The organism is Thermus sp. NEB1569 (assembly GCF_022385295.1).
Lineage (GTDB): Bacteria > Deinococcota > Deinococci > Deinococcales > Thermaceae > Thermus > Thermus scotoductus.
Genome location: NZ_CP092445.1, coordinates 633,689 through 656,502, shown reverse-complemented (window position 1 = coordinate 656,502; position 22,814 = coordinate 633,689). Strand labels below are relative to the sequence as shown.

Sequence of the window (22,814 nt, the reverse complement as noted above, 5' to 3'; positions counted from 1 at the left end):
CTAAAAGAACTCCCTCCTCAAGGCCTCGGCGGAGTTGTCCTCGAGGACCTCCTCCCGCTTGGTGGCCCAGGCCGGGAAGGGAAAGCGCACCAATAGGGGCACGGGGATCTCCGGTTGGTGCAGGATCACCATCCCCTGGGGCAGGATCAGGGCCCGCTGGCGGAAGGAGGTGGGAAGGTAGCGGTACTCGGGCCGCTCGGCCTCGGCGGCATCCAGCCTTCCCACCACCCGGATGGCGGCGTTGCCCACCACCCTTCTTTCCACCTCGCTGGCGGTCTGCTGGGCCCCGATGAGGATCACCCCTAGGGAGCGGCCCCGTTCGGCGATGTCCAGGAGCACGTCCTTGATGGGGCTTTCCTCGTCCCGGGGAGCGTACTTGTTGAGCTCGTCCAGCACCACAAAAACCCGGCCCCGGTACTGGCCCCGCTCCTTTTTGGCGAAGAGGTCGGAAAGAAGGCTCCCCACCACGAACATCTGGCCCTGGGGGGAGAGTTTGGCCAGGTCCACCACGTGCACCTGGTGGCTTCCCGAGAGGGGGTCCGGGGGGTTGCCCTTGCGGTCTCCCCGGATTAGGTGGCCCACGTTCTCCACGCTTGAACGGAGGCGCCGGACAAAGGCCTCGAGGGTAGGGCGGGCCTGGCGGGCGACCCAGGTCCGGTCCCCCTCCCCTTCCCCGGTTTCGGGGCCCAAAAGCTTGTACTCCAGGTAGCGCACCAGGTCGGAGAAGCTTTTCAACCGCACCCTGCCCAGGTCGTCAAAGGTGATGTCCTCCGGAAGCTCCCCTCCGGGCCAGTCCGCCACCAGGAGGTGGGGCCCCTTCTGCCCCTCCGCAAGCCGCCTCAGCTTCTCCGTCACGTGGGCCACCAGGAAGCCCAGGTTGGTGAGGGCCCCCTTGTCGGTGAAGAGGAAGGGGAGAAGCCCTTTCTGGGCAAACTGCACCAGGTCCCAATGGTAAGCCTTCACCCCCTCCAGGCGGGTTTCCACATCGGGGAGAATCCCCTCCTCTCCCTTCTTGGGCGGGGCCAGGAAGCGCACGCTTCCAAAGGGGGTGGGGGGAAGGCCCAGGCGGCGGTACTCCTCCTTGGCCTCCTCGGAAAGCCTTAGGTTCGGCTTGTCCAGGAAGAGGAGGTCCTCCCCCTTCACGTTAAATAGGAGTACCCGGGCCTGGTGGGCCTCCTCGAGGACCTCGCTTTCCAAAAGGCTTTTCAGGAGGAAGGTGGCGTAGCTGGTCTTGGCCGCCACCCCGCTGATGCCCGAGATGTTCACATGCCCCCCCTTCACCCCGTTCAGGAACTCCAGGTTCAGGTAGGCCACCTCCCCGCTCTTTAAAAACCCCGCAGGAAGCTTGGTGCTTCCCCTTTGGTTTTTCATGGCGTCGTAGTAAAGGGCAAGCTCCAGGTCCTCCCCCCGGGCCAGGTACACAGCGGAGCCGGGATCGGGGGGGAAAAACTCCTCGGGCACGATACGGGTCACGCTCACATGGGCCACGTAGGCCAGGCTCACGGGGATCTTCCCCTGCACCGCCAAGAAGACATCCGTGTCAAAGCTTTCCCCCTCGTGGGCCTTGGCCACCAGGTCCACCATGCCGAAGTAGCGCACCTTGCCTACCTTGGGGTGAAACCCCTCCACCACCACCAGGTCGTCCAGGCGCAGAAGGCCCTCCCCCTCCACCCCCACCCAGAACTCCAGGGGGGTGGCCTCCCGCCTGCCCAACACCACCCCGATGCGCTCCATCAACCACCTCCCTGATCCGCCGACAGGCTATCCTGGTGCCGGGCAAGGATGCGGGCCACCACCTCGCGGCTCCCCATCCTGCGGGCCAGCTCCCGCTCAAGCCCGCCAACGGGCAGAAGGTTCTGCGGGGCCCTGGGGTCCTTCACCGGGTGGGAGGCCAAGGCGGGAAAGAGGCTTAAGGACAGGTCCGCCAGGGCGCCGAAATCCCCTTGTAGCGGGGTTTCCACCCGCAGAAGCCCGCTTTCCGGCGGGCGCACCCCCTCCGGGGTTAGGGGCAGGCGCAGGTACCAGCTGGCCAGTTCCTGCCCCTTCCGGCGCACCCTGAACATGGGGGTGCGCTCCCCGGGCTTCAGGGTGGAGAGGAGGGCTTCCCGGTCCTCGGGGAGGTAACGGGCCCAGTGGGTCTTGATGTACCCCAAAACCGGGCCCTGCCGCCTTAAGCGCACGGGACCGTCCACCACGAGAAGGCCTCCTGCGAGGGCCCCGGCCAGCTTCTCCTCCAAGAGGGTCCTGGCCTTCCGCAAACCCTCCTGAAGGGCCCTGAGGACGTCCCCCGGGCTTGGAGGGCCCTCGAGGGGCAGGGGTTCGTACACCAGCTCCCCCAGGCGCAAGGCCTCCTCCAACCCCACCCCCACCCGGCGCACCCTGGTTTCCAGCAGGCGCATATTCCCTTGCTGATAAACCACGGCACCGGCGGCCACGCACCCCAAGAGGGCAAGCCTCCTCCCGTCGGAAAGCACCGCCTCCCCGCGTTCCCGGCCGTCCACGAAGTAAAGGGGCTCGGGCCAGGGCACGGGATCAGCCCTTCTGGCCTCCCATGGCTCCTCCAGGGGCTGGAAGCTGGCAGGGTAGCCCTCCTCAGCGCCTTCCGGGGCCCCAGAAAGAACTTCCCCTGCCGTGCCCTCGAGGCGGGAAAGATCCAGGGAGTAAAGCCGCCAGGCCATGCCCTTAGATTACCGGGGCCGGGCGATAGGGGAGGTACTTGGGCTCCCAGAAGCGGCTACGCACGAACTCCATAAGCCCCTTGAAGGAAAGGCCCTTCACCCGTTCCTCCTCCGCCACGCCCTCCTCGAGGGCCTTCTGCATCACCCGGGCCGCCACGTAAGGGGAAACCTCCCTCAGCCGGGAAACCGGGGGGTAAAGAAACTCGGGGAAGTGGCCTTGCGTGTAGTCGTAAAGGGCATAGGCCGCCTCCAGCACCATCCCGTCCGTCACCTCCCGGGCCCGGGCCAAAACCGCCCCTAGGCCGAGGCCCGGGAAGATGAAGGCGTTGTTTCCCTGGCCGATGGGGATGGTCCGCCCCATGTAGCCCACAGGGGGAAAGGGGCTTCCCGCCGCCACCAGGGCCCTTCCCTCGGTCCAGTAGATGAGGTCATCGGGAAGAGCCTCGGAGGCCGAGGTGGGGTTGGAAAGGGGAAAGATCACCGGGCGAGGGGTGTTTTCCATCATGGCCCGCACCACCGGCTCGGTAAAGCTTCCCCCCTGGCCGGAAAGCCCCAAAAGCACGGTGGCCTGGGCGTTGCGGATGGTTTCCAAGAGGTTGGGGTAGGAACCCGCAAACTCCCACCCGGCGATGCGCTCCCGCCGTTGCGCATAGGGTTGCTTGTAAGCCTCCATGCTCCAGCCTTCCACCAGGAGGCCCTTGGAATCCAGCACCAGCACCCGGGCCCGGGCCTCCTCCTCGGAAAGGCCTTCCCGCCTCATCCCCTCCCGCAAGGCCCAGGCCACCCCGATGCCCCCGGCGCCCGCCCCATAGATCACGACCACCTGGTCGGAAAGCTTCTCCCCCTTCAGACGGCAGGCGGAGAGCACCCCTGCCAAAGCCACCGCCCCTGTGCCCTGGATGTCGTCGTTGAAGGAGGGCACCACCTTGCGGTAGCGCTCCAGCACATTAAAAGCCGCCTCCTTGGCAAAGTCCTCCCACTGGATCAGGGCCTTGGGGTAGCGCCTGCGCACCGCCTCCACAAAGCGGTCCAAAAAGCGATAATACTCCTCACCCCTCAGGCGCCTGTGCCGCACGCCCAGGTACAGGGGATCCGTGAGGAGGTCCTCCCGGTCCGTGCCCACGTCCAGCTCCGCGGGAAGGGTCTTGTCGGGTCCCACACCCCCCACAGCGGTGTAAAGGGTGAGCTTCCCGATGGAGATGGCCATGCCCCCATACCCCTGGTCCCCGATCCCCAGGATGGCGGAAGAATCTGTGGCCACGATGAGGCGGACCTCCTCCAGGGGAACATTGGCCAGGGCCTCCTCGAGGCGGTCGATGTTTTTGGTGCTGGCGGTGAAGCCCCGGGGGTACCGGTAGATGTGGGAAAACTCCCGCACCGCCTCCCCCACCGTGGGGGTGTAGAGGATGGGCAGCATCTCCTCCAGGTGGTCCACCAAAAGGGCATAAAAGAGCACCTCGTTGCGGTCCTGGAGGTGGCGTAGGTAGATGTGTTTCTCCAAAGGGCTCTGGATAAGGCGGTAGCGGCGGTAGACCCTCTCCTTCTGCTCCTCGAGGGTGTTCACATGGGGGGGAAGAAGGCCCTCGAGGCCCAGGGCTCTCCGCTCCTCCTCGGTGAAGGCCGTGCCCTTGTTGAGGAGGGGAAGCCTCAGCAGAAGGAAACCGGAAACATAGGGCTCCAGGTAGCGCTCGCCTCGCTCATCCCGCTTGACATCGTAATAGCGGCTAACCGGCATAGCCCTATTCTTCCACTCCCCAGGCCGTAGGGCTAGGGTAGGAACGTCCTGGTCGGGCCAAGTCCACACGAAAGGATAGGACGGGCACATGGCTCTCGGCGACAGAAAACCCTCAAGGGGTTTGCCAGAGGCCAAGGATGGAAACTCACTCACAGCCGGAAAACCTTGGGCGGAAGCAGGGCTTTAAGCACCATCCCCCCGGGCACAGGGTTCCCCTCCAGCCAGGCTACGCCTCCTTTCTTCAAGGGGAAGCGGGCCCCCAGGGGCTCCCGGGCCGAGGCCCCCATGAAGTTCCCCAGGAGAAGCCAAGCCAGGAGGGTGGAAAGGTAAGGTTCATGTCCCACCAGGGCCACCCGGCCCTGATGGGGTATCTCGGCCAGGAGGGCTTCCGAGGGTGGGGCCGCCAGGAGGGGAGTTACCCGAGTTTCCCCCTCCAGGAGGTCCGCCAGGAGCTCGGCGGTTTCCAGGGCCCGTCGCTTGGGACTGGTGAGGATCAGATCCAGCTTGACCCCAAGCCCCCGAAGGCCCCGCACCACCTTGCGGAACCGCCGCACCCCCCGGGGTGCCAAGGGACGGAGGCGGTCCGCCTCCTCCCCCTCTCCCTCGGGAGGCAGGGCCAGGGCATGCCGTACCAGGAGGAGCTCCATTGGGACATTATCTTCCCCACACCACCTCGAGGGGAAGCCCGAAGGCCTCCTGGAAAAGCCCCCCTTGCTTCTCCGCCTCCAGGCGCTCCACCCACGGGTCCTCCTCCGCCTCCAGGGTCAGGCGCACCCTCTCTCCCAGCTCCACCCGCACCCCCTTCACCCGGCCGGAACGGGTGCGCTCCAGCATCTCCGCCAGGCGAAGCAGGGCAGCCAGGCGCCAAAGCCTCTTGCCATCCCCCCGGGCCATGAGGTTGCGGTAGCCTCCCAAAGAAGGCTCTCCGCGCCGGTGGTAGCGCACCAAAAGGGCCAGGAAAACCTGCTCCCGGTGGGGCGTTCCCAAGAGGGGCTCGGAGAGGACCAGGTAGGCCCCGTGCTTGTGGTGCTCGTGGTAGCCCAGGTGCATGCCGATGTCGTGAAGGTGGGCGGCCTCCAGGAGAAGGCGCTCCTCCTCCGGGCCGTAGCCGTGCAGGGGGGAAAGGCCACGGTACAGGGCCAATGCTAAGGCCTTCACCCGCTCCCGGTGGTCCGCCCGAAAGGGATAGCGGCGGAAGAGGTTCTCCACGGCAAAGGCCCGGGGGTCGGGGAGAAGGTGGGGCGAGGGCAGGAGGTGCTGGAAAAGGGCACCCTCCCGGATCCCCATCCCGCTCAGCCAGAGGCCCGGGGCCCGGGTATGGCGCAGCAGGGTGCGGAGCAGCACCAAGGTGGCGGGAAGGGTCCGGGCCCGGTCCTGCTGGAGGCCAGGAAGCTCCGAACGGGCCTTCAAGCTCAAGCTCAGCACGTCCTCGTAAAGCTCCTCCACTCCCTCCCGGGGCAGGTAGTAGCCGTGCACGAAATCCAGGGGATAGCCCCGCCTTTTCTGGTGCAGGCGGGCCACCGCCCGGACATTTCCCCCCAGGCCCACCACGGGCACGCCGGGCTCCAGGGGCAGGGCCTCGAGGTGGGCCATCACCGCCTGGACCAGGGCCCTCACCTCGGCCCTGGCGGGCGGGTCGGAAGCCAAAAACCCCTCCGTGAGGCGCAAGGCCCCCAAGGGAAGGGCCCTGCCCCACAGGAACCGACGCCCCTGCATGCGGGAAACCTGGGCACTCCCCCCACCCTGGTCCACCACCAAGGCCTCCTCTAGGGGCAGGGCGTTGGCCACCGCCAACACCCCAAGCCGGGCCTCCTCCTCCCCGGAAAGAAGCTTGGGGGAAAGCCCCAGGGCCAGGGCCTCCTCCAGGATCTCCCGGCCGTTTTCGCTGTCCCGGATGGCGCTGGTGGCCAGGATGCGCACCTCGTCCGGGGCCACCGCCCTGAGAAAGTCGGCAAAGGCCCTCAGGGCCTTCTTTCCCCGCTCCAGAGCCTGGGGGTTAATCCGCCCCCGGCTAAGCCCCTCCCCCAAAGCCACGGGCTCCCGCAACTCGTCCGCCAGGTGAAAGGAACGGCCGGGCTCGTATTCGTACACCACCAGGCGGAAGGTGCCCGAGCCCAGGTCCATGATGGCCAGGGAACGGGGCTTGACCTTGTTCTGACTTTCGCCGGGCGTAATCTTTAACAAATGCACCTCCTACCCGAGGCCAGCTGGCTACAGTTTAACCGCCGGGTCCTCCTGCAAACGGAGCGGCCCGATTTCCCTCTTCTGGAGAGGATGCGTTTTCTGGCCATCTGGAACCGAAACCTGGACGAGTTCTTCGCTGCCCGCATCGCCAAGCCCTTCTGGGAAAAGCGGGGGAGCCCGGCCCACCGGGCCTTGCTGGAGGAAGCCTACGCCCAGGCCAGGCTGGCCTGCCAGCGCTATCAGGCTTTGCTAAGGGAGGCCCGTCCCCGCCTCGAGGTCCTGGAGCCCCAGGATCTGGACGAGGAGGACTGGCTTTACTTCCGGGTTTACCTGGCAGAAGTGGTGGCCCCCCGCACCGACCTCATCCCCTGGGAGGCTGCCTCCGACCTTTCCCACGGAGCCCTCTACTTCGCCTCGGAGGACTACCTGGTGCGCCTGCCCCAGGATCTTCCCCGCCTGCTCCCCGTCCCCGGGCGGGACGGAACCTACGTGCGCCTGGGAGCCCTGATGCGGGCCCGAAGCGACCTCTTCCTGCCGGAGCCTTCTCCCCTTTACGAGCTCAGGGTGCTTCGGCTTCTGGAAAGCGAGCGGGCCCGGGCGGACTGGGACGAGCTGGCCCAGTCCCTGGAGGGGCGTCAGGAGGGGATGGCCACCTTGCTGGTGGTGGAGGAGGGTTTCCCCGAGGCCTGGCTGGAAGCGCTCCGGGGAACCCTGGAACTTACCCCGGAGGAGGTCTTCCTCCTGCCCCCACCCCTGAACCTCACCCTGGTGGAAAGGCTGGTGGCTGAGGGCCCTGGGGAATGGCTCTTCCCGCCCCTGAAGCCCGAGCGGCCCCGGGGCTTCCTGAAAAAACCCCTGGCCCACCTGGACCGCAAGGACCTCCTCCTCTACCACCCCTTTGCCGACTACGCCGCCGTGGAGCGCTTCGCCCAGGAGGCCCTCTCCCCTGAGGTGGCCGAGGTCTGGGCCACCCTCTACCGCATCGGAGAGGAGAACCCCCTGGCCGAGGCTCTCATCCAGGCGGCGCGGGCCGGGAAAAAGGTGCACGTGCTCCTGGAGGGACGGGCCCGCTTCGACGAGCTTTTGAACCTCCACTGGTACCTGCGCTTCCTCCGGGCCGGGGTGGAGGTACTCCCCCTACCCGAGCGCAAGGTGCACGCCAAGGCCCTGCTCCTCCTCACCCACCAGGGAAAGGGATACGTCCACCTGGGCACGGGCAACTACAACCCGCAAAACGGGCGTCTTTACACCGACTTCTCGCTTTTCACGGGGCGCCACGAGGTGGTGCGGGAGGTGCACAGCTTCTTCCAGGCCATGCGGGCTAGCCTTCCCGGGGAAGGGCTGGGCGGGCTGGCCGCAAAGCAGGCCTCGGAGGTAGTAAGCCCGGGTGAAACTGGCCTCGAGGCTTCTTTGGCCCTCTCCCTCCTCAGGACCGGGGAGGCCATCCGCAACCTCCTGGTGGAGGAAATCGCCAAGGAGACCCACCCCAAGGGCCGGATAATCCTGAAGTTCAACCACCTCACGGATCCTGCGGTTCTCCAGGCCCTGGTCCAGGCCGCCGAGGCAGGGGCCCGGGTAGACCTCCTGGTGCGGAGCACCCTCACCCTCCTCCACCCCGCCTTCCGGGCCAAAAGCCTGGTGGGGCGCTTCCTGGAACACGCCCGGGTGGCCGCCTTCCGGGCCGGAGGAACCTGGAGGGTTTACCTCACCAGCGCGGATGCCATGCCCCGGAACTTCCAAAGCCGCTTTGAACTCCTCTTCCCCATCCTGGACAAGGAAGCCAAAAAGCAGGTCCTCCGGGTACTCAAGCGCCAGATCCGGGATAATCGGAATAGCTTCCTTCTTACCCCTAAAGGCGAGGAACCCCTTTGGGGAGGCAACCAGGATGCGCATCGTTGGTAGGGCGTTTGTGGGTGAGGTGTTGGGGACGTTGCTTCTCGTCCTCCTCACCGTGGGAAGCGCCGTCAATGCGGTCCTACAGCCCCGGCTTTCCCCGGGGGCCTACGGCTACGACTCCCTGGCCCTGGGCTCGGGCCTGGCGGTGCTGGTGGGGGTGCTGACCAGCCGCTCCCTTTCGGGGGCCCATCTCAACCCCGCGGTCACCCTGGCCCTGGCTGCGGGCCGCCTGTTCCCCTGGCGTCTCGTGCCCCTCTACCTGGTGGCCCAGTTCCTGGGCGGATTCCTGGGTGCTCTCGGAGCCTTTGTCGCCTACCGGGAAGGCCTTCTGGCCCAGGGGATGCCCAACGTGTTCAGCACGGGACCCGGCTTTTTGCGCACGGAACCGGAAGCCCTCTACGCCTGGACTGGTCCGGCAGTGGCGGAAACCCTGGGCACCTTCGCCCTCATGAGCGTGATCCTGGCGGCGGGCAAGGACGGGCGCATGGCGGCCCTCTGGCTGGCCCTCACCGTGGCAGCCGTGGGGTACGGCCTCGGAGGACCTGGAGGCTTCGCCTTGAATCCTGCCCGGGACCTTGCCCCCAGGTTTCTGGCCTGGATCCTTGGGGTAGAGGGCGCAGCCAGCCCCTACCTCTTGGTCCCCGCCCTCTTCCCCATCCTGGGAGCCCTGGGGGCGGTAGCCGTGTACCGGGCGCTGGATAGCTAGAAAGCATCTTCCCCCCTCGGTAGCGAGGGGGGAAGTTTTGTGTTCTCTTCGTGGTGGGCGGCGTAGGACTTGAACCTACGACCTCTCGCGTGTGAGGCGAGCGCTCTTCCGCTGAGCTAGCCGCCCCCAGGCCTTTTGCAGGGTAGCATGGGCCAAGGAGGCCTGTCAAGCAAATGTATTCGGCCAGCACATTTGAGACAGCTTGGGGAACCGACCCCTCCCGTATCTTAGCCAAGAACTCCAGGGGGGCAAGGCCACCCAGGGCCATGTGGGGTCTCCTGCGGTTGTAGTAGTCCAGGTAGGCATTAAGCTCCACCTGTAGCTCGCTAACCCTCGTGGGCAAAGGTCGGGTGTAAAACTCATCCCTAAAAGTCCGTTGCAGCCGCTCCACGTGCCCGTTAAGCCTAGGACTCCGGGGAGGCAGCACAAAAAGAGCGATGCCCAGGCCTTGGCACGCCATCTCAAACTCCGCCATGAACTCGCTACCCCCATCCACCTGCACCGCTCGGATGGGGAAAGGCGCCTGGGCCACCAGTCGGGATAGAAACTCCCCTGCCAGCCTCGCCGTGGCCCGGCTATGCACCTCCCCCAGGGCATACCGGGTAAACAGGTCCACCGCCGAAAAGTGCCGCACCACCTCCCCAGGCCCCAGGCTCACCATAAGGGTGTCCACCTGGATGAGGTCCCCAGGGGCTTGCGGTTGATATCCCCGGGGCTTCCTGTGGGCGTAGGGTCTCCTTGGCCTTCCCCTTCCCTTTCCCCTTCCCCTCCTGGCCAAAAAACTGGCCACGCTCTCCACCCGTCCGCTCCCCTCCAGGTAAGCCAGGATACGCCCCACCGTGCGTTCGCTCACCGAAAAACCCTCCTTCCGGAGGGTCAGCCAGATGGGCCACCGCCCCCAGGTGGGGTTCGCCCTCCGGAGAACCTCTACCCTGACCAGGAGCTCAGGTTTCCACTGCACCTTTCCCCGTGTACGCTTGGGGCGGCGGGACTTGGGCTTTAGTCCGGCTAGGCCCCTCTCCCTCAAGGCCCTTTCCCAGCGGTAGTAGGTGGCCCGGCTGATCCCCAAAAGCTCCTGGATCTCGGGCCAGCCCACCCGGTATTTCCTGAGCGCCTCCACCTGTTTGAGCTTCCGTAAGCGGTCCTGAACCGTGGGATCGCCGGCCCCGGCCTCTTGGAGTTCCCGGGCCTTCCGCGCTCCCCGCAAAACCTCTTTGCCAACCGTGGTAAGCTGCATTCGTGGGGACCCCCTCTCTTCTGGAGTGGTCCCCACATTTTTACTCGTCCAGTCTCACATGTGTCTGTCCGGGTTCAGCAAAGGCCCTGACCTTCCTCTGACAAGGCTCGGGCTAGACTAAGGTCGTGGCCACGGTCCTTGTGGTGGAGGACGAGCCAGCGGTGCGGCTTGGGGTGCGGCTGGCCCTGGAAAAAGCCGGACACAGGGTGCTGGAGGCCGCCACCTCCCAGGAAGCCTGGCCAAGGTTGCGGGAGGCGGAAGCCGTGGTCCTGGACTGGATGCTCCCCGACGAACCCGGCACCCGGCTCCTGGAGCGTATGCGTCAAGGAGCCTACCCCGAGCTTCCCGTCCTCATGCTCACCGCCAGGGCCGAGGTCCGGGATCGGGTGGAGGGGCTTTCCCGAGGGGCCGACGACTACCTGGTAAAACCCTTCGCCACCGAGGAACTTTTGGCCCGCCTCGAGGCCCTCCTGCGCCGTGCGGGCAGGCGAAAGGTGCTCCGGCGCGGACCCCTTCTCCTGGACCTGGAGCGCAAGGAGGCCAGCCTGGACGGCAGGCCCCTACCCTTAACCCGGCGGGAGTTTGAACTGCTGGCCTTCCTGGCCCAGCGCCCGGGCCGGGTCTACTCCCGGGAGGAGCTTCTGGAAGCGGTCTGGGGTCAGGACTACCTGGGCACCCCGAGGACGGTGGACCAGCACGTGCTCCAGCTCCGGGAGAAGCTAGACGAAGATCCCAAGGCCCCTCGCTTTCTGGAAACCGTGCGGGGCATGGGGTACCGCTTCAAGGTGGCCCCGCAAGAAGCGAACCACGGTCCCAGCCAGACCAAAGGGGAAGGGTGAACGAACTTCTGGCCGAGGCCTGGGAGAAAGCCCTGGAGGGCCTGGTCCTTCACCGGGACAGGCAGGTCCTCTACCTGAACCCCAAGGCAGAGGAGCTTTTGGAGGTGAGCCGGGAAAAGGTGGTGGGCCGCCCCCTACTCCTCGCCCTCCGGGACCACCGCCTCGAGGCCCTGGCCCTCCACGGGGGCGAGCGCACCCTGGAGGTGCGAAGCCGTACCCTTAGGGTGAGGGCCCTTCCTGGCAGACTCTACCTTCTGGACGAAACGGAGCTAAGCCGGCGCCTGGAGGCCCTGGAGGAAGCCACCCAGGCCCTGGCCCACGAGCTTCGCACCCCCCTGGCGGGGATGGGGCCCCTCCTCGAGGCCCTCACCCCCAGGACCCCCCAGGAGAAGGAGGTGCTGGACCTCCTCAAGGGGGAGGTGGCCCGCCTATCCCGCTTGGTGCGGGACCTCTCCCTCACCCAACCGGGCCCCAAGCGCACCTTCCCCCTGGAGGAGCTCTGGCCTCGCCTGGAGAGGCTTCTTAGGGAGAAAATCCGGGAAAGGCGGGTGGAGGTCCACCTGCCCCACACCGCCCACACCGACCCCGAGGCCCTCTTCCAGATCCTCCTTAACCTTCTGGACAACGCCCTCAAGTACGGCCAAGATCCCATCCGCCTCCTCTCCCAGGAAGAGGGGGGGCGCCTTTTGCTGGAGGTGCGGGACCAAGGGCCGGAACTTCCGGATTACGAACTCCTCTTCCTGCCCCGCCACCGGGGGTTCCAGGGAGGAGCCGGGCAGGGCTTGGGCCTCTACCTGGTACGCCGGATCGCCCAGGGCCTGGGTGGGGAGGCCTACGCCCTGAGGGACGGGGCCGAGAACGTTTTTGGCGTGGCTCTTCCTCTAAACTGAGGCAAGGAGGCGAGATGCGCGAGGTACTGGACAAAGCCCTAAACGAACTGGTGGGGGAAACCCTGAGGATGCTCTCCCTGGTTCGGGAGATGACCCAAAAGGCCACGGAGGCCCTGGTGGAGGGGAACCGGGCCAAGGCCGAAGAGGTCATCGCCAAGGACCAGGAGGTGGATGCCCTGGAGCTTAAGATCGAGAACCAGGCCGTAGCCGTCATCGCCCGGCACCAGCCCGTGGCCTCGGACCTTCGGCTCATCTTCACCATCATCAAGGCCCTCACCGACCTGGAACGGGCCGGAGATTACGCCATGCACGTGGCCGAGGACGCCCTCCTTTTGGCGCAGGAACCCCCCCTTAAGCGCTACGTCACCCTCCCCGAGATGGGCAAGAGGCTTCTGGAGATGATGGACACCCTGGGCAAGGCGGTGGCCGAGCGGGACCCCGGGCTTGCCCGCAAGGTGGTGGAGATGGACGACCAGGTGGACGGCCTCTACGAGGAGGTGACCCGGGAGCTCATCACCTACATGCTGGAAGATCCCCGCACCCTCACCAAGGCCCTCACCCTCATGCGGGTGGCCCGGAGCTACGAACGGCTTGGGGACCACCTGGAGAACATCGCCGAAAGGGTCATCTACTGGCTCACCGGGGAGGTGTACAAGGCCCCGGAGGACGTTTACTAAGCTACTCGGCTTCCACCTCCTCTACCCCTTGGCGGCGGCCCGCCTTCCACTCCAACCCCGCCCAGATGAAGTCCAGGAGGTCCCCGTCCAGGACGTTCTGGGGGTCAAAGCGCATGAGGCCCGTGCGGTGGTCCTTCACGTACTGCTTGTCCAGGACGTAGCTACGGATCTGGCTTCCCCACTCGATGGGCCGCACCTCGCCCCGGAGCTTCCTGAGTTCCTCCTGCTTCTTCTTCCACTCCAGCTCGTAAAGCCGGGAGCGGAGAACCTTCATGGCCAGCTCCTTGTTCTTGATCTGGCTCCGGGTGGTCTGGCAGGTGACGGTGATCCCCGTGGGCAGGTGCACGATGCGCACGGCGCTATCGGTGGTGTTCACCCCCTGGCCCCCGTGCCCCTGGGAGCGGAACACGTCGATGCGCAGGTCCTCGGGCCGGATGACCACCTCCACGGTGTCGTCCACCTCGGGCATGACCTCCACCCCAGCGAAGGAGGTGTGGCGGCGCCCCGAGGCGTCAAAGGGGGAGGGACGGACCAGGCGGTGAACCCCCGCCTCGGGGGCGAGGAGGCCATAGGCGTTCTCCCCCCGGACGATGATCTGGGCGTAGTCGATGCCCGCCTCCGCCCCGGGGGCCACGTCCACCACCTCCACCTGGAACCCCTGGCGCTCGGCGAAACGGGTGTACATCCGCAAAAGCATCTCCGCCCAGTCGCAGGCCTCTGTGCCCCCGGCTCCGGGCTGGATGGTGAGAATGGCGTTCTTCTCCGCATGGGGGAAGGAAAGAAGCGTCTCGTGGTAAAGGCTTTCCAGCTTCTTGGCCGCCTCCAGAAGCTCAGGCCTAAGGGCCTCCCGCTCCTCTGCGGGAAACTCCTGCCACAGCTCCAGGAGGCCCTCGAGGTCGCTCTCCAGGGAGCGGAAGGTATCCACCGTGCGCCGCAGGCGGGCGGCCTCCTGGCTTATCCGCCTAGCCTCCTCCGGGTTCTGCCAGAGGGCCGGGTCTTCCAGGCGTTTCTCCAGCTCCTTTAAACGGGCTTCCTTTCCGGGGATGTCAAAGATACCCCCGGAGGCTATCCAGGCGTTCGCGCAAGAGTTCCAGGTCCATACCGCATCTCAGTATAGGGAAAGGCGAAGCCCGATACAAGCACCCTTGCGTCTAATAGGCTAAGGATGTATGATAGTTATGCTATGGACTTACAGAAGCTGGCCGCCAGCCTACAAGAGGCCTATCCCCAGGGCCTGCCGGGGGAGCGGGAGGCTTTGGTGACCCTCTTGTTAGGGCGGGGGATACCCCAGCCGGAGGCCCTGGAACTGGCCCGGGCCCTCGAGGCCCAGGGTTACGCCCACTTCCTTCCGGGCGAAAGGCCCCGCTGGGCCTTCACCCGCCGCCCCGTGGACCTCAAGGCCCTCATGCGGGCCCTGGACCAGGAATACCCCGAGTTCGTGGGGGAGGGGGATGAGGAGGAAGAGGCCCTGGCCTTCCTCGCCCTCCGCCTGGAGGGGGACCGTCAGGTGGCCAAAGAGGTGCTGGAGGCCCTCCGGGCCGCGGGCTACGTGGAAAAGGCCTACCACCCCGAGCAGGTACGGGACCGCCTCCTGTTCCGTTTCCCCGAGGCCCTACGCCTCTACGCGTGACGACTCCCCGGACTAAAGTCCAGGGCTTCTCGGGCATGGTATTGCTACCCCCGAAGGCCCCGTCCAGGCCTTTGCCAGGATGTTTTGAGCGGCGGCCACATCCCGGTGGAGAAGCGCCCCACACTGGGGACAGGTGTACGCCCGCACCCAGAGAGGCTTCTTCTCCCTATGGCCGCACACCGGGCAGTCCTGGCTGGTGTACTTGGGGTCTACCTTGATGACTCGCCTACCAGCCTCTTCCGCTTTGTAGGCGAGGATTGCGAGAAACTGGGCCCAGCCCGCATCCTGTACGCCCTTGGCTATATGGGAGCGGGAAAGGGCTTGAACGTTCAGGTCCTCGTGGACGATGGTTCCGTAGCGGTTCACCAGCTTCCTGGCTACCTTGTGGTGGAAGTCTTTGCGCTGGTTGGCGATCTTGCGGTGGAGCTTGGCTACCTTGAGCCTGGCCTTCTTCCTGCCGCTCTTTCCCTTCTTCTTCCGGGAAAGCTCCCTTTGGGCCTTGGCCAGCTTCTCCTCGGCTTTCTGGAAGTGGCGGGGAGCCTCTACCATCTCCCCCTCCGAGGTAACGAGGAAGTGGGGGTTGGTGCCCAGGTCTATGCCGATGGCCTCCTCGCTTGGAGGCAAAGGCTTGGGGTCCACCTCGGTGATGAAGATGATGTACCAATGCTCGCCTTCCCGCTTAACCGTCGCCGTCTTGATCTTCCCTTCCAAAGGGCGGTGGAGCTTAACCTTGACGGAGCCAATCCCGTGGCTGCTTTCCCGCCAGGGAAACACCTTGAGGAGTACACGCTTCCCGCCCTCCTGGAGCTTGACCCCGGTAGTCCCCGCCTGGGGGAAGGTAAAGGAGTCGTAGCGCCCCTTCCCCTTGAAGCGGGGGTAGCCCGCTTTCTGTCCCGCCTTGACCCTACGGAAGAAGCCCTTGAACGCCAGGTCCACCCGTTCGATGACGTTCTGCAAGACCTGGGAATGAATGTGCTTGTACTCCGGCAGCTCGGCCCGTATCTCGGGCAGATACCTCTTCTGTTCGTAGAAGCCGACAGTCCTCCCGGCCTTCTTGTAGGCATCTCTACGCTCCTGCAAGGCCGCGTTGTAGAGGTGGCGGCACAGCGAGAGGGTGCGCTCCAGGTCTTTTTGTTGGGGCTGGGTGGGGTACAGGCGGTATTTGAAGGCTTTGCGCATGGCTGGCTTCTTCTACACTGTACCAAATCCGTGTCCACCTGTGGTGGACGTGGGGGAGCTAAGCTCCCTTCGGTCGCATGTAGCTTCGCTGACCCATGTATCCCCGGTTTGAAAACCGGGGGATTATAGCTCCCCCACACCCCCTCTTTTCTCTAAGCGCGCCAGGGGGCTTCATACTACCCCGTGCGGGCCCAAGCCCGCATGGGGTGGTATCAGTCCGCCGCCAGGGCCAAGGGGGTCTCCTCCAAACCCACCCTGGCCCCTAAGGCCTTCAGGCGCTCCTCCAGGTGCTCATACCCCCGTTCCAGAAAGTAGACCCCTTCGATCTCGGAAACCCCCTCGGCGCTCAGGGCGGCCACCACCAGCCCGCCCCCGGCGCGAATATCCAGGGCCTTCACCTGGGCCCCGCGCAGCCGCTTGCCGTTAATCAAGAGGGTCCGGTCCCGGAGGTAGAGCTCCGCCCCCATCCTCGCCAGCTCCCCCACATGGGTGAAGCGGTCCGGGTAAACCCGGTCGGTGATGGCGCTCTGCCCGGGAACCGTGGCCAGATAGGCGGTAACGATGGGCTGAAGATCCGTGGGGAAGCCGGGGTACTCCCGGGCCTCCACGAAGAAGGGCTTGGGATCCGGTACGGCCCAGAACCGCACCCAGTCCTTCCCCACCTCCACCCGGTGCCCGGACTGCTGAAGCTTATCCAAAAGGGCATCCAGGTGGTCGGGGCGCACCTCCCTTAGGGTGATGGACCCCCGGGTGGCCGCCGCCGCCAGGAGGTAGGTGCCGGCCTCTATGCGATCGGGGATGATGCGGTAAGTACCCCCACCAAGCTGCCTGGCACCCCGGATGTGCAGGATGGGGCTACCCAGGCCGTGGACCTCCACCCCCAGCATCCGCAAGAAATGGCCCAGGTCCTCCACCTCCGGTTCCATGGCCGCCTGCACCACGGTGGCCTCGCCCCCAAGGGCCACCGCCAGCATGGCCTGCTCGGTTCCGCCCACCGTGGGCAGGTCGAAGACCACCCTCCCCGCCAGGGGACGGGTCCTTCGGGCGTAGAAGGTGTTCTCCTCCTCCACCACCTCGGCCCCCAGGGCCCGCAAGGCCTTCACGTGCTGGTCCACGGGCCTGGCCCCAAAGGCGCACCCCCCCGGCAGGGAGATCCGCCCCTCCCCCACCCGGGCAAGAAGGGCCCCCCAGACGATGAAGCTGGCTCGCATCTGCCCCACCAGCTCATAGGGGGCGTGGGTGTTCCGGATCTCCGGGGTGTGCAGGTGGAGGGTGCGTCCTTCCCACTGGTAACGGGTGCCCAGGTGGGAAAGAAGCTCCAGCATCACCTCCACGTCCCTCAGCCTGGGCACCTCCAAGAGGGTGATGGGCTCGGGGGTGAGAAGGCTTGCCGCCAGGATGGGCAAGGCGGCGTTTTTAGCCGGATAAATGCGCAACTCGCCGGAAAGGGGCTGGCCTCCCTCAATCCGCAAGATCCTGCTGCCCCGCCGCGAGTCCTTGAGCATCATACACACCTTACTCAAAGTGAGGATAAAAGGGGCCATCCACATTGTCAAGAGCATGCGTTCTTTGCTACACTCTCCCAAGGGAAGGTATGCCCAAGAAGGAGAAGAAGCGGCTGCAGGTGGTCATCTCCGAGGAACAGGACGCCCTCCTCACCCGGGCGGCCTACGCCCTTTCCAGCCCCGAAAGGCTGGTTTCCAAGTCGGAGGTGGTGCGCCTGGCCATCGCCAAGATCGTGCAGGAGCTGGAGGGCAACAAGGAGGAGCTGGCCGAACTCCTGAAGCAGCTGGAGCCCGAGGAATAAAATGACGGGCATGGTCCTGGGCGGGCGGTACCGCCTCGAGGCCTCCTTGGGTTCTGGGGGCATGGCCGAGGTGTGGCGGGCGGTGGACGAGCGCCTGGGCCGCAAGGTGGCGGTGAAGCTCCTCCACCCCCGGGCCCTTCCCCCCGAGAGGGAGCGGTTTCTCCTGGAGGTGCGGGCTCTTTCCCGTCTCTTCCATCCGGGCATCGTCCAGGTGCTCGACCTGGGGGAGGTGGAGGGGCGCCCCTACTTCGTGATGGAGCTGGTGGAGGGGGGTACCTTTGACCGCCTCGGCCCCTTTGAGGAGGGCCCGGAAGGGGAAAGAATCCTCGAGGCAGCCATCCAGGTGATGGAAGCCCTGGCCCACCTCCACGCCCAGGGCATCCTCCACCGGGACCTCACCCCTAAAAACATCCTCCTCACCAAGGAGGGGCATCCCAAGGTCATGGACTTTGGTCTAGCCTACCTCTTGCAGGAAAGCCGCCACCTGACCCGCACCGGGTACACCCTGGGCACCCCCACCTACATGGCCCCGGAACAGGCCAAGGGCCTGCCCCTTACCCCCCGGGCTGACCTCTACAGCCTGGGGGCGGTCCTCTACCGCACCCTTACCGGCAAACCCCCCTTCGAGGGGGAAAACGATCAGGCCATCCTCTTCCAGCACGTCTACGAGTCCCCTAAGCCTCCCCAGGCTTTGAACCCCACCATCCCTTCCGGGGTGGCGGAGGCGGTGCTCTCCCTTTTGGCCAAGCACCCGGAGGAAAGACCCTCCCACCCCAGCCTCTTCAAGAGCCCCCTGCAGGAGTTCCAGGCCCTTCGCCTTGCCACCCCCCGGGCCGGGTCCAGCCGCTCGGGCCACTATCCCCTGGCCCCTGACCCCCGCAGGCTTTCCCTGAAGGGGAAGGTGGACCTGGGAGGGGAGGCCGCCTGGCCCGGGGAGATGGTCTACGCCCACGGCCGGGTCTACCTGGGGGCGGGGCGGGGCCTGGTGGAGGTGGACCTCCTCTCGGGAACGGTACGCCGGGAAAACCTTCCCGAGGAGGTCACCGCTCCCCCGGTGGTGCGGGGTGGGGTATACGTGGCCGCCTGGGACGGCCGGGTGCGCCGCTTCAAGGCCCAGGCCCTGGAGTGGAGCGCCGACACGGGGGCAGAGATCACCGCCGCTCCCCTGGTCTTGGGGGAGCGGGTCTTCGTGGCCAGCCGGGACGGAAGCCTCTATGCCTTTGAGCGGGACCGCCTCCTCTACCGTTTCCAGGCGGGAGGCCATCTCTCCGCCAGCCCCACCTTCCACCGGGGCCTCCTCTTCCTGGCCTCGGAGGACGGGTTCCTCTACGCCCTGGACCCGGACACGGGCGCCTTGCGTTACAAGGTGAAAACCAGCCCCGTGCACGCTCCCGTGGCCGCCTACCGGGGGGTGCTCTTCATCCCCACCTGGGAGGGGGAGATCTACGCCTTTGATCCCTTGAGCCGGGAAACCCTCTGGAACACCGCCGTGGAGGGCGAGATCTGGGGCGGGCTGGCCCTGGACGAGGAGCGGGTCTATGTGGCCGCCTGGGACGGGGTCTTGAGGGCCCTGGACCAGGCCACGGGGGAGGAGGTGTGGAGCCTCGAGGTGGGCAAGGTGACGGCAGGCCTTTCCTACGCTGCCGGGCATGTGTACGTGGCCACGGAGGAGGGGCGCTTCCTGGCGGTGGACCAAAGGGGCCAGGTGGTCTTTGAAGCCACGGGTCTGGGGGCGGTGCAGGTACCGCCTCTGCCCCTGGCCCAGGAGATCCTGGTGGCTAACCTGGCGGGGAAGCTCTTCCGCTTTGGCGTAGGATAGGGGCATGGAAGCGGTGAGCACGGATAAAGCTCCCCAGGCCATCGGCCCCTACTCCCAGGCGGTGCGGGCCGGGGGGCTGGTCTTCGTTTCCGGTCAGATTCCCCTGAAGCCCGACGGCACCCTGGTGGAGGGGGATATCCGCGCCCAGACGGAGCAGGTCATGGAGAACCTGCAGGCCATCCTGGAGGCCGCAGGCTCCAGCCTTTCCCGGGTGGTTCAAACCACCTGCTTCCTTTCGGACATGGAGGACTTTCCCCTTTTTAACGAGGTCTACGCCCGCTATTTCTCGCCCCCCTACCCGGCCCGGGCCACGGTGGCGGTGAAGGCCTTGCCCAGAGGGGTCCGGGTGGAGGTGGCCTGCATCGCCCTGGCGGATTAGGGCAGATAGGTAAAAAAGCGTAAAATACCAGCATGACGCCCCAGGTAAGCCAAGCGGAAGAACTTCTCCACCGCTTTCGCCAAGGGGATGTGCGGGCCCTGGCCCGGGCCCTCACCCTGGTGGAATCGGGACACCCTGTGGGGCAGGAGCTCCTTAAGCGCCTGCGGGGACAGGCCCGGGCCAAGGTGGTGGGCATCACGGGAAGCCCGGGAGCCGGCAAGAGCACCCTCACCGACCGCTTGATCCTGGAGGCCAGGAAGCGGGGGGAGCGGGTAGGGGTCTTGGCGGTGGACCCCTCCAGCCCCTTCACCGGAGGGGCCATCCTGGGAGACCGGATCCGCATGATGCGCCACCACCAGGACCCGGGGGTCTACATCCGCTCCCTGGCCTCGAGGGGAGCCCTGGGGGGCCTGGCGGGGGCCACGGTGGCCGCCTTGGCCCTTCTGGAGGCCTTCGGCTTTGACCGCATCTTCGTGGAAACCGTGGGGGTGGGGCAAAGCGAGGTGGACATCGCCCGGGTGGCGGACACCACCCTTCTCGTCCTCACCCCAGCGGCGGGGGATGCGGTGCAGGCCTTCAAGGCCGGGGTCATGGAGATCGCCGACCTCTTCGCCGTGAACAAGTTTGACCTACCCGGCGGGGAGAGGATCATCCAGGAGTTGAAAAGCGCCCTGGAGCTGGCCCCTCCCCGGCCCGGGGGATGGCACCCTCCCATCTACCCCACGGTGGCGGCCACCGGGGAAGGGGTGGAAGCTCTCTTTGAGGGGCTGGAGGCCCATTACCAGCACCTCGTGGCCCACGGGCTCCTCGAGGCCCACCGCCTGGAACGGGCCCGTTTTGAGGTGGAAAGCGTCATCCAGGAGTGGGGCAGGAAGCGGACCCAAGGCGCAGGCGACCTGGTAGCCCGGGTGGCCCGGGGGGAGCTTTCCCCGGAGGAAGCCGCCTTGGCCCTTCTGGACCCCAAGGCCCACTCCTAGGCCCCAGGCTCCGGGGAGGAATCCTGCCGGGAGGGACGCCAGCGGGCCAGGGCCTTTAAGAGCATCTCCCGCTCGTTGGGGTAGGAAAGGCGCTCCAGGGCCTCCGAGGCAGGCAGGAAAAAGGCCTCCTCCACCTCGGTGGGCTGGGGCCTGGGTTCGCCCCCGCGATAGGCCATGAGAAAGTAGTACACCTCCTTGCTCACCGTGACCGGTTCTCCTCCGTTCCGCACGGTGAAGTAGTAGCGCACCTTGCCCAAGGGGGAAACCACCGCCGCCTCCACCCCGGTTTCCTCCCGCACCTCCCGCACCGCCGTCTCCGGGTAACGCTCCCCAGGCTCCACCTGCCCCTTGGGAAGGGTCACCACCCGTCCTTCCTTCAGGGACACCACCAATACCTCGGGAACCCTTCCCCGAAGGACCACACCCCCGGCGGACACCACCCGCTTTCTGGCCACCCGGACCTGACGCTTCCTCCGCACGCTGTTCCGCCTCCTGGCAATAAAAAAGGGCGCCCGAAGGCGCCCCCAAAGGACCTCAAAAAGGGGAGAGCAGGGGCTTCATGCTCCTTAGAAAGGAGGTGATCCAGCCGCACCTTCCGGTACAGCTACCTTGTTACGACTTCGCCCCAGTCACGAGCCCTACCCTCGGCGCCTGCCCTAAGGCTCCCGGCGACTTCGGGTAGAACCCGCTCCCATGGCGTGACGGGCGGTGTGTACAAGGCCCGGGAACGTATTCACCGCGGCATGGCTGATCCGCGATTACTAGCGATTCCGGCTTCATGGGGTCGGGTTGCAGACCCCAATCCGAACTACGCCCACCTTTTTGCGATTCGCTCCCCATCACTGGGTCGCCTCGCTCTGTAGTGGGCATTGTAGCACGTGTGTCGCCCAGGCCGTAAGGGCCATGATGACCAGACGTCGTCCCCGCCTTCCTCCTGCTTTCGCAGGCAGTCCCCTTAGAGTGCCCGGCCCAACCCGCTGGCAACTAAGGGCAGGGGTTGCGCTCGTTGCGGGACTTAACCCAACATCTCACGACACGAGCTGACGACGGCCATGCAGCACCTGTGCTGGGGCTCCCTCGCGGGCACCCCAGGCTTTCACCCAGGTTCCCCAGCATGTCAAGGCCTGGTAAGGTTCTTCGCGTTGCTTCGAATTAAACCACATGCTCCACCGCTTGTGCGGGCCCCCGTCAATTCCTTTGAGTTTCAGCCTTGCGGCCGTACTCCCCAGGCGGCGCGCTTAACGCGTTGGCTTCGGCCCCCAGATAAACCCAGAGACCTAGCGCGCATCGTTTAGGGCGTGGACTACCCGGGTATCTAATCCGGTTTGCTCCCCACGCTTTCGCGCCTCAGCGTCAGAAGTGGACCAGGTGGCTGCCTTCGCCATCGGCGTTCCTCCCGGTATCTGCGCATTTCACCGCTACTCCGGGAATTCCACCACCCTCTCCCACCCTCTAGCCTGAGCGTATCCCACGCTCCTCCACGGTTGAGCCGTGGCCTTTCACATGGGACGCCCCAGGCCGCCTACACGCCCTTTACGCCCAGTAAATCCGGGTAACGCTCGCGCCCTCCGTATTACCGCGGCTGCTGGCACGGAGTTGGCCGGCGCTATTACCTGGGTACCGTCATCCCCCTACACAGGGCTTTCGTCCCCAGTTCAGGAGTTTACACCCCGAAGGGCTTCCTCCTCCAAGCGGCGTCGCTCCGTCAGACTTCCGTCCATTGCGGAAGATTCCTAACTGCTGCCTCCCGTAGGAGTGGGGCCCGTGTCTCAGTGCCCCTGTGGCCGGCCATCCTCTCAGACCGGCTACCCGTCGTCGCCTTGGTGGGCCTTTACCCCACCAACTAGCTGATGGGACGCGGGCCCATCCGGAAGCGGGCTATCCACCCTTTAGTCCTGCCCCACAGGACAGGACCACATGGCGGATTAGCCTGAGTTTCCCCAGGTTGTCCGCCTCTTCCGGGTAGGTCACCCACGCGTTACTCACCCGTCCGCCGCTGAACAGGTATAAACCTGCCCCGCTCGACTTGCATGTCTTAGGCACGCCGCCAGCGTTCACCCTGAGCCAGGATCAAACTCTCCAATAAAATTAACGCCCGAAGGCGTTATTGGCTTGGTGTTAGCCTCTGCTCTCCCCTTTTCAAGATCCCCCTGCTTGGGCCTTCGCCCGCGCAGCAAAAGC

Annotated in this window: 19 protein-coding genes, 1 tRNA gene, 1 rRNA gene and 1 pseudogene; 10 read left to right on the top strand and 12 right to left on the bottom strand. The window is 65.9% G+C overall.

What is annotated here, in order from left to right; all coding sequences use genetic code 11:
• The 5 genes from MI302_RS04155 to MI302_RS04135 form a co-directional block, all read right to left on the bottom strand.
• Nucleotides 1-1,734: an ATP-binding protein gene (locus tag MI302_RS04155; RefSeq protein WP_239726303.1), complete on the bottom strand. Its 1,734-nt coding sequence runs from the start codon at nucleotides 1,732-1,734 to the stop codon at nucleotides 1-3.
• Nucleotides 1,734-2,678 (bottom strand): DNA double-strand break repair nuclease NurA, encoded by a 945-nt coding sequence (locus MI302_RS04150; protein ID WP_239726302.1) that lies wholly within the window; start codon nucleotides 2,676-2,678, stop codon nucleotides 1,734-1,736. The genes MI302_RS04155 and MI302_RS04150 overlap by 1 nt, the downstream gene beginning before the upstream one ends.
• Before the next feature lie 4 nt (nucleotides 2,679-2,682).
• Nucleotides 2,683-4,413: an NAD-dependent malic enzyme gene (locus MI302_RS04145; RefSeq protein ID WP_239726301.1), complete on the bottom strand. Its 1,731-nt coding sequence runs from the start codon at nucleotides 4,411-4,413 to the stop codon at nucleotides 2,683-2,685.
• 149 nt (nucleotides 4,414-4,562) lie between these two features.
• Complete coding sequence (locus MI302_RS04140) at nucleotides 4,563-5,060, bottom strand: histidine phosphatase family protein (protein WP_239726300.1); 498 nt, start codon at nucleotides 5,058-5,060, stop codon at nucleotides 4,563-4,565.
• A 7-nt stretch (nucleotides 5,061-5,067) separates the two neighbouring features.
• Entirely contained in the window at nucleotides 5,068-6,597 is a 1,530-nt protein-coding gene (locus tag MI302_RS04135; RefSeq protein ID WP_239726299.1) for an HD domain-containing protein, read from the bottom strand.
• Here MI302_RS04135 and MI302_RS04130 point away from each other — a divergent pair, their 5' ends adjacent.
• Nucleotides 6,598-8,499 carry a phospholipase D-like domain-containing protein gene (locus MI302_RS04130; protein WP_239726298.1) on the top strand — a complete coding sequence of 634 codons (1,902 nt, stop codon included), beginning with the start codon at nucleotides 6,598-6,600 and terminating at the stop codon, nucleotides 8,497-8,499.
• Nucleotides 8,483-9,199 carry an MIP/aquaporin family protein gene (locus MI302_RS04125; protein WP_239726297.1) on the top strand — a complete coding sequence of 239 codons (717 nt, stop codon included), beginning with the start codon at nucleotides 8,483-8,485 and terminating at the stop codon, nucleotides 9,197-9,199. The genes MI302_RS04130 and MI302_RS04125 overlap by 17 nt, the downstream gene beginning before the upstream one ends.
• A 51-nt stretch (nucleotides 9,200-9,250) precedes the next feature.
• Here the strand turns inward: MI302_RS04125 and MI302_RS04120 are convergent.
• Both MI302_RS04120 and MI302_RS04115 read right to left on the bottom strand, forming a co-directional pair.
• A tRNA-Val gene (locus MI302_RS04120) sits at nucleotides 9,251-9,325 on the bottom strand.
• A gap of 48 nt (nucleotides 9,326-9,373) precedes the next feature.
• A pseudogene (locus tag MI302_RS04115) lies at nucleotides 9,374-10,436 on the bottom strand (integrase core domain-containing protein); the annotation flags it as partial.
• Nucleotides 10,437-10,561: 125 nt separating this feature from the next.
• On the opposite strand from MI302_RS04115, the gene MI302_RS04110 reads away from it, so the two are divergent.
• The 3 genes from MI302_RS04110 to phoU are packed head-to-tail and all read left to right on the top strand — an operon-like array spanning nucleotide 10,562 to nucleotide 12,842.
• Nucleotides 10,562-11,275, top strand: a complete 714-nt coding sequence (locus MI302_RS04110; protein WP_019549876.1) for a response regulator transcription factor — start codon at nucleotides 10,562-10,564, stop codon at nucleotides 11,273-11,275.
• Nucleotides 11,272-12,165 (top strand): HAMP domain-containing sensor histidine kinase, encoded by an 894-nt coding sequence (locus MI302_RS04105; protein ID WP_239726296.1) that lies wholly within the window; start codon nucleotides 11,272-11,274, stop codon nucleotides 12,163-12,165. The genes MI302_RS04110 and MI302_RS04105 overlap by 4 nt, the downstream gene beginning before the upstream one ends.
• Nucleotides 12,166-12,179: 14 nt before the next feature.
• Complete coding sequence (gene phoU / locus MI302_RS04100) at nucleotides 12,180-12,842, top strand: phosphate signaling complex protein PhoU (protein WP_019549874.1); 663 nt, start codon at nucleotides 12,180-12,182, stop codon at nucleotides 12,840-12,842.
• A gap of 1 nt (nucleotide 12,843) precedes the next feature.
• On the opposite strand, the gene prfB is transcribed toward phoU, so the two are convergent.
• Nucleotides 12,844-13,942, bottom strand: a protein-coding gene (gene prfB, locus MI302_RS04095) for a peptide chain release factor 2 (protein WP_239726295.1) whose coding sequence is annotated in 2 segments (ribosomal slippage) — nucleotides 12,844-13,890 and nucleotides 13,892-13,942 — 1,098 coding nt in all. Because the reading frame shifts where the segments join, the coding sequence is not laid out codon by codon here.
• An 83-nt stretch (nucleotides 13,943-14,025) separates the two neighbouring features.
• On the opposite strand from prfB, the gene MI302_RS04090 reads away from it, so the two are divergent.
• The gene (locus MI302_RS04090; RefSeq protein ID WP_038032602.1) at nucleotides 14,026-14,472 is read left to right on the top strand and encodes a hypothetical protein; all 447 of its coding nucleotides are present in this window, start codon (nucleotides 14,026-14,028) and stop codon (nucleotides 14,470-14,472) included.
• 12 nt (nucleotides 14,473-14,484) lie between these two features.
• Here MI302_RS04090 and MI302_RS04085 read toward each other — a convergent pair whose 3' ends face one another.
• Together MI302_RS04085 and murA are read right to left on the bottom strand one after the other, a co-directional pair.
• On the bottom strand, nucleotides 14,485-15,651 hold the full coding sequence (locus MI302_RS04085) for a transposase (protein WP_239726294.1): 1,167 nt from the start codon (nucleotides 15,649-15,651) through the stop codon (nucleotides 14,485-14,487).
• A gap of 212 nt (nucleotides 15,652-15,863) precedes the next feature.
• Nucleotides 15,864-17,159 carry a UDP-N-acetylglucosamine 1-carboxyvinyltransferase gene (gene murA / locus MI302_RS04080; RefSeq protein ID WP_015716566.1) on the bottom strand — a complete coding sequence of 432 codons (1,296 nt, stop codon included), beginning with the start codon at nucleotides 17,157-17,159 and terminating at the stop codon, nucleotides 15,864-15,866.
• An 86-nt stretch (nucleotides 17,160-17,245) separates the two neighbouring features.
• Between murA and MI302_RS04075 the strand changes: the two genes are divergently transcribed.
• Genes MI302_RS04075 through meaB form a run of 4 tightly spaced genes read left to right on the top strand, consistent with a single transcriptional unit; the run spans nucleotide 17,246 to nucleotide 20,633 of the window.
• Nucleotides 17,246-17,458 (top strand): hypothetical protein, encoded by a 213-nt coding sequence (locus tag MI302_RS04075; protein ID WP_015716565.1) that lies wholly within the window; start codon nucleotides 17,246-17,248, stop codon nucleotides 17,456-17,458.
• A 1-nt stretch (nucleotide 17,459) separates the two neighbouring features.
• Nucleotides 17,460-19,277, top strand: coding sequence for a PQQ-binding-like beta-propeller repeat protein (locus tag MI302_RS04070; RefSeq protein ID WP_015716564.1), 1,818 nt, complete (start codon nucleotides 17,460-17,462; stop codon nucleotides 19,275-19,277).
• 4 nt (nucleotides 19,278-19,281) lie between these two features.
• Entirely contained in the window at nucleotides 19,282-19,656 is a 375-nt protein-coding gene (locus MI302_RS04065) for a RidA family protein (RefSeq protein WP_019549869.1), read from the top strand.
• Nucleotides 19,657-19,688: 32 nt separating this feature from the next.
• Nucleotides 19,689-20,633: a methylmalonyl Co-A mutase-associated GTPase MeaB gene (meaB, locus tag MI302_RS04060; protein WP_239726293.1), complete on the top strand. Its 945-nt coding sequence runs from the start codon at nucleotides 19,689-19,691 to the stop codon at nucleotides 20,631-20,633.
• Here the strand turns inward: meaB and MI302_RS04055 are convergent.
• Nucleotides 20,630-21,112 (bottom strand): NUDIX hydrolase, encoded by a 483-nt coding sequence (locus tag MI302_RS04055; RefSeq protein ID WP_019549867.1) that lies wholly within the window; start codon nucleotides 21,110-21,112, stop codon nucleotides 20,630-20,632. The genes meaB and MI302_RS04055 overlap by 4 nt on opposite strands.
• 91 nt (nucleotides 21,113-21,203) lie before the next feature.
• A 16S ribosomal RNA gene (locus tag MI302_RS04050) occupies nucleotides 21,204-22,719 on the bottom strand.
• Nucleotides 22,720-22,814: the final 95 nt, after the last annotated feature.

What these genes read in the sequence shown, in the direction of transcription:
- MI302_RS04085 (WP_239726294.1), bottom strand. Translation starts at nt 15,651, where the DNA reads ATGCGCAAAGCCTTCAAATACCGCCTGTACCCCACCCAGCCCCAACAA.
- MI302_RS04140 (WP_239726300.1), bottom strand. Translation starts at nt 5,060, where the DNA reads ATGGAGCTCCTCCTGGTACGGCATGCCCTGGCCCTGCCTCCCGAGGGA.
- MI302_RS04090 (WP_038032602.1), top strand. Translation starts at nt 14,026, where the DNA reads ATGGACTTACAGAAGCTGGCCGCCAGCCTACAAGAGGCCTATCCCCAG.
- MI302_RS04150 (WP_239726302.1), bottom strand. Translation starts at nt 2,678, where the DNA reads ATGGCCTGGCGGCTTTACTCCCTGGATCTTTCCCGCCTCGAGGGCACG.
- MI302_RS04125 (WP_239726297.1), top strand. Translation starts at nt 8,483, where the DNA reads ATGCGCATCGTTGGTAGGGCGTTTGTGGGTGAGGTGTTGGGGACGTTG.
- MI302_RS04075 (WP_015716565.1), top strand. Translation starts at nt 17,246, where the DNA reads ATGCCCAAGAAGGAGAAGAAGCGGCTGCAGGTGGTCATCTCCGAGGAA.
- murA (WP_015716566.1), bottom strand. Translation starts at nt 17,159, where the DNA reads ATGATGCTCAAGGACTCGCGGCGGGGCAGCAGGATCTTGCGGATTGAG.
- MI302_RS04145 (WP_239726301.1), bottom strand. Translation starts at nt 4,413, where the DNA reads ATGCCGGTTAGCCGCTATTACGATGTCAAGCGGGATGAGCGAGGCGAG.
- MI302_RS04155 (WP_239726303.1), bottom strand. Translation starts at nt 1,734, where the DNA reads ATGGAGCGCATCGGGGTGGTGTTGGGCAGGCGGGAGGCCACCCCCCTG.
- MI302_RS04130 (WP_239726298.1), top strand. Translation starts at nt 6,598, where the DNA reads ATGCACCTCCTACCCGAGGCCAGCTGGCTACAGTTTAACCGCCGGGTC.
- phoU (WP_019549874.1), top strand. Translation starts at nt 12,180, where the DNA reads ATGCGCGAGGTACTGGACAAAGCCCTAAACGAACTGGTGGGGGAAACC.
- MI302_RS04070 (WP_015716564.1), top strand. Translation starts at nt 17,460, where the DNA reads ATGACGGGCATGGTCCTGGGCGGGCGGTACCGCCTCGAGGCCTCCTTG.
- meaB (WP_239726293.1), top strand. Translation starts at nt 19,689, where the DNA reads ATGACGCCCCAGGTAAGCCAAGCGGAAGAACTTCTCCACCGCTTTCGC.
- MI302_RS04065 (WP_019549869.1), top strand. Translation starts at nt 19,282, where the DNA reads ATGGAAGCGGTGAGCACGGATAAAGCTCCCCAGGCCATCGGCCCCTAC.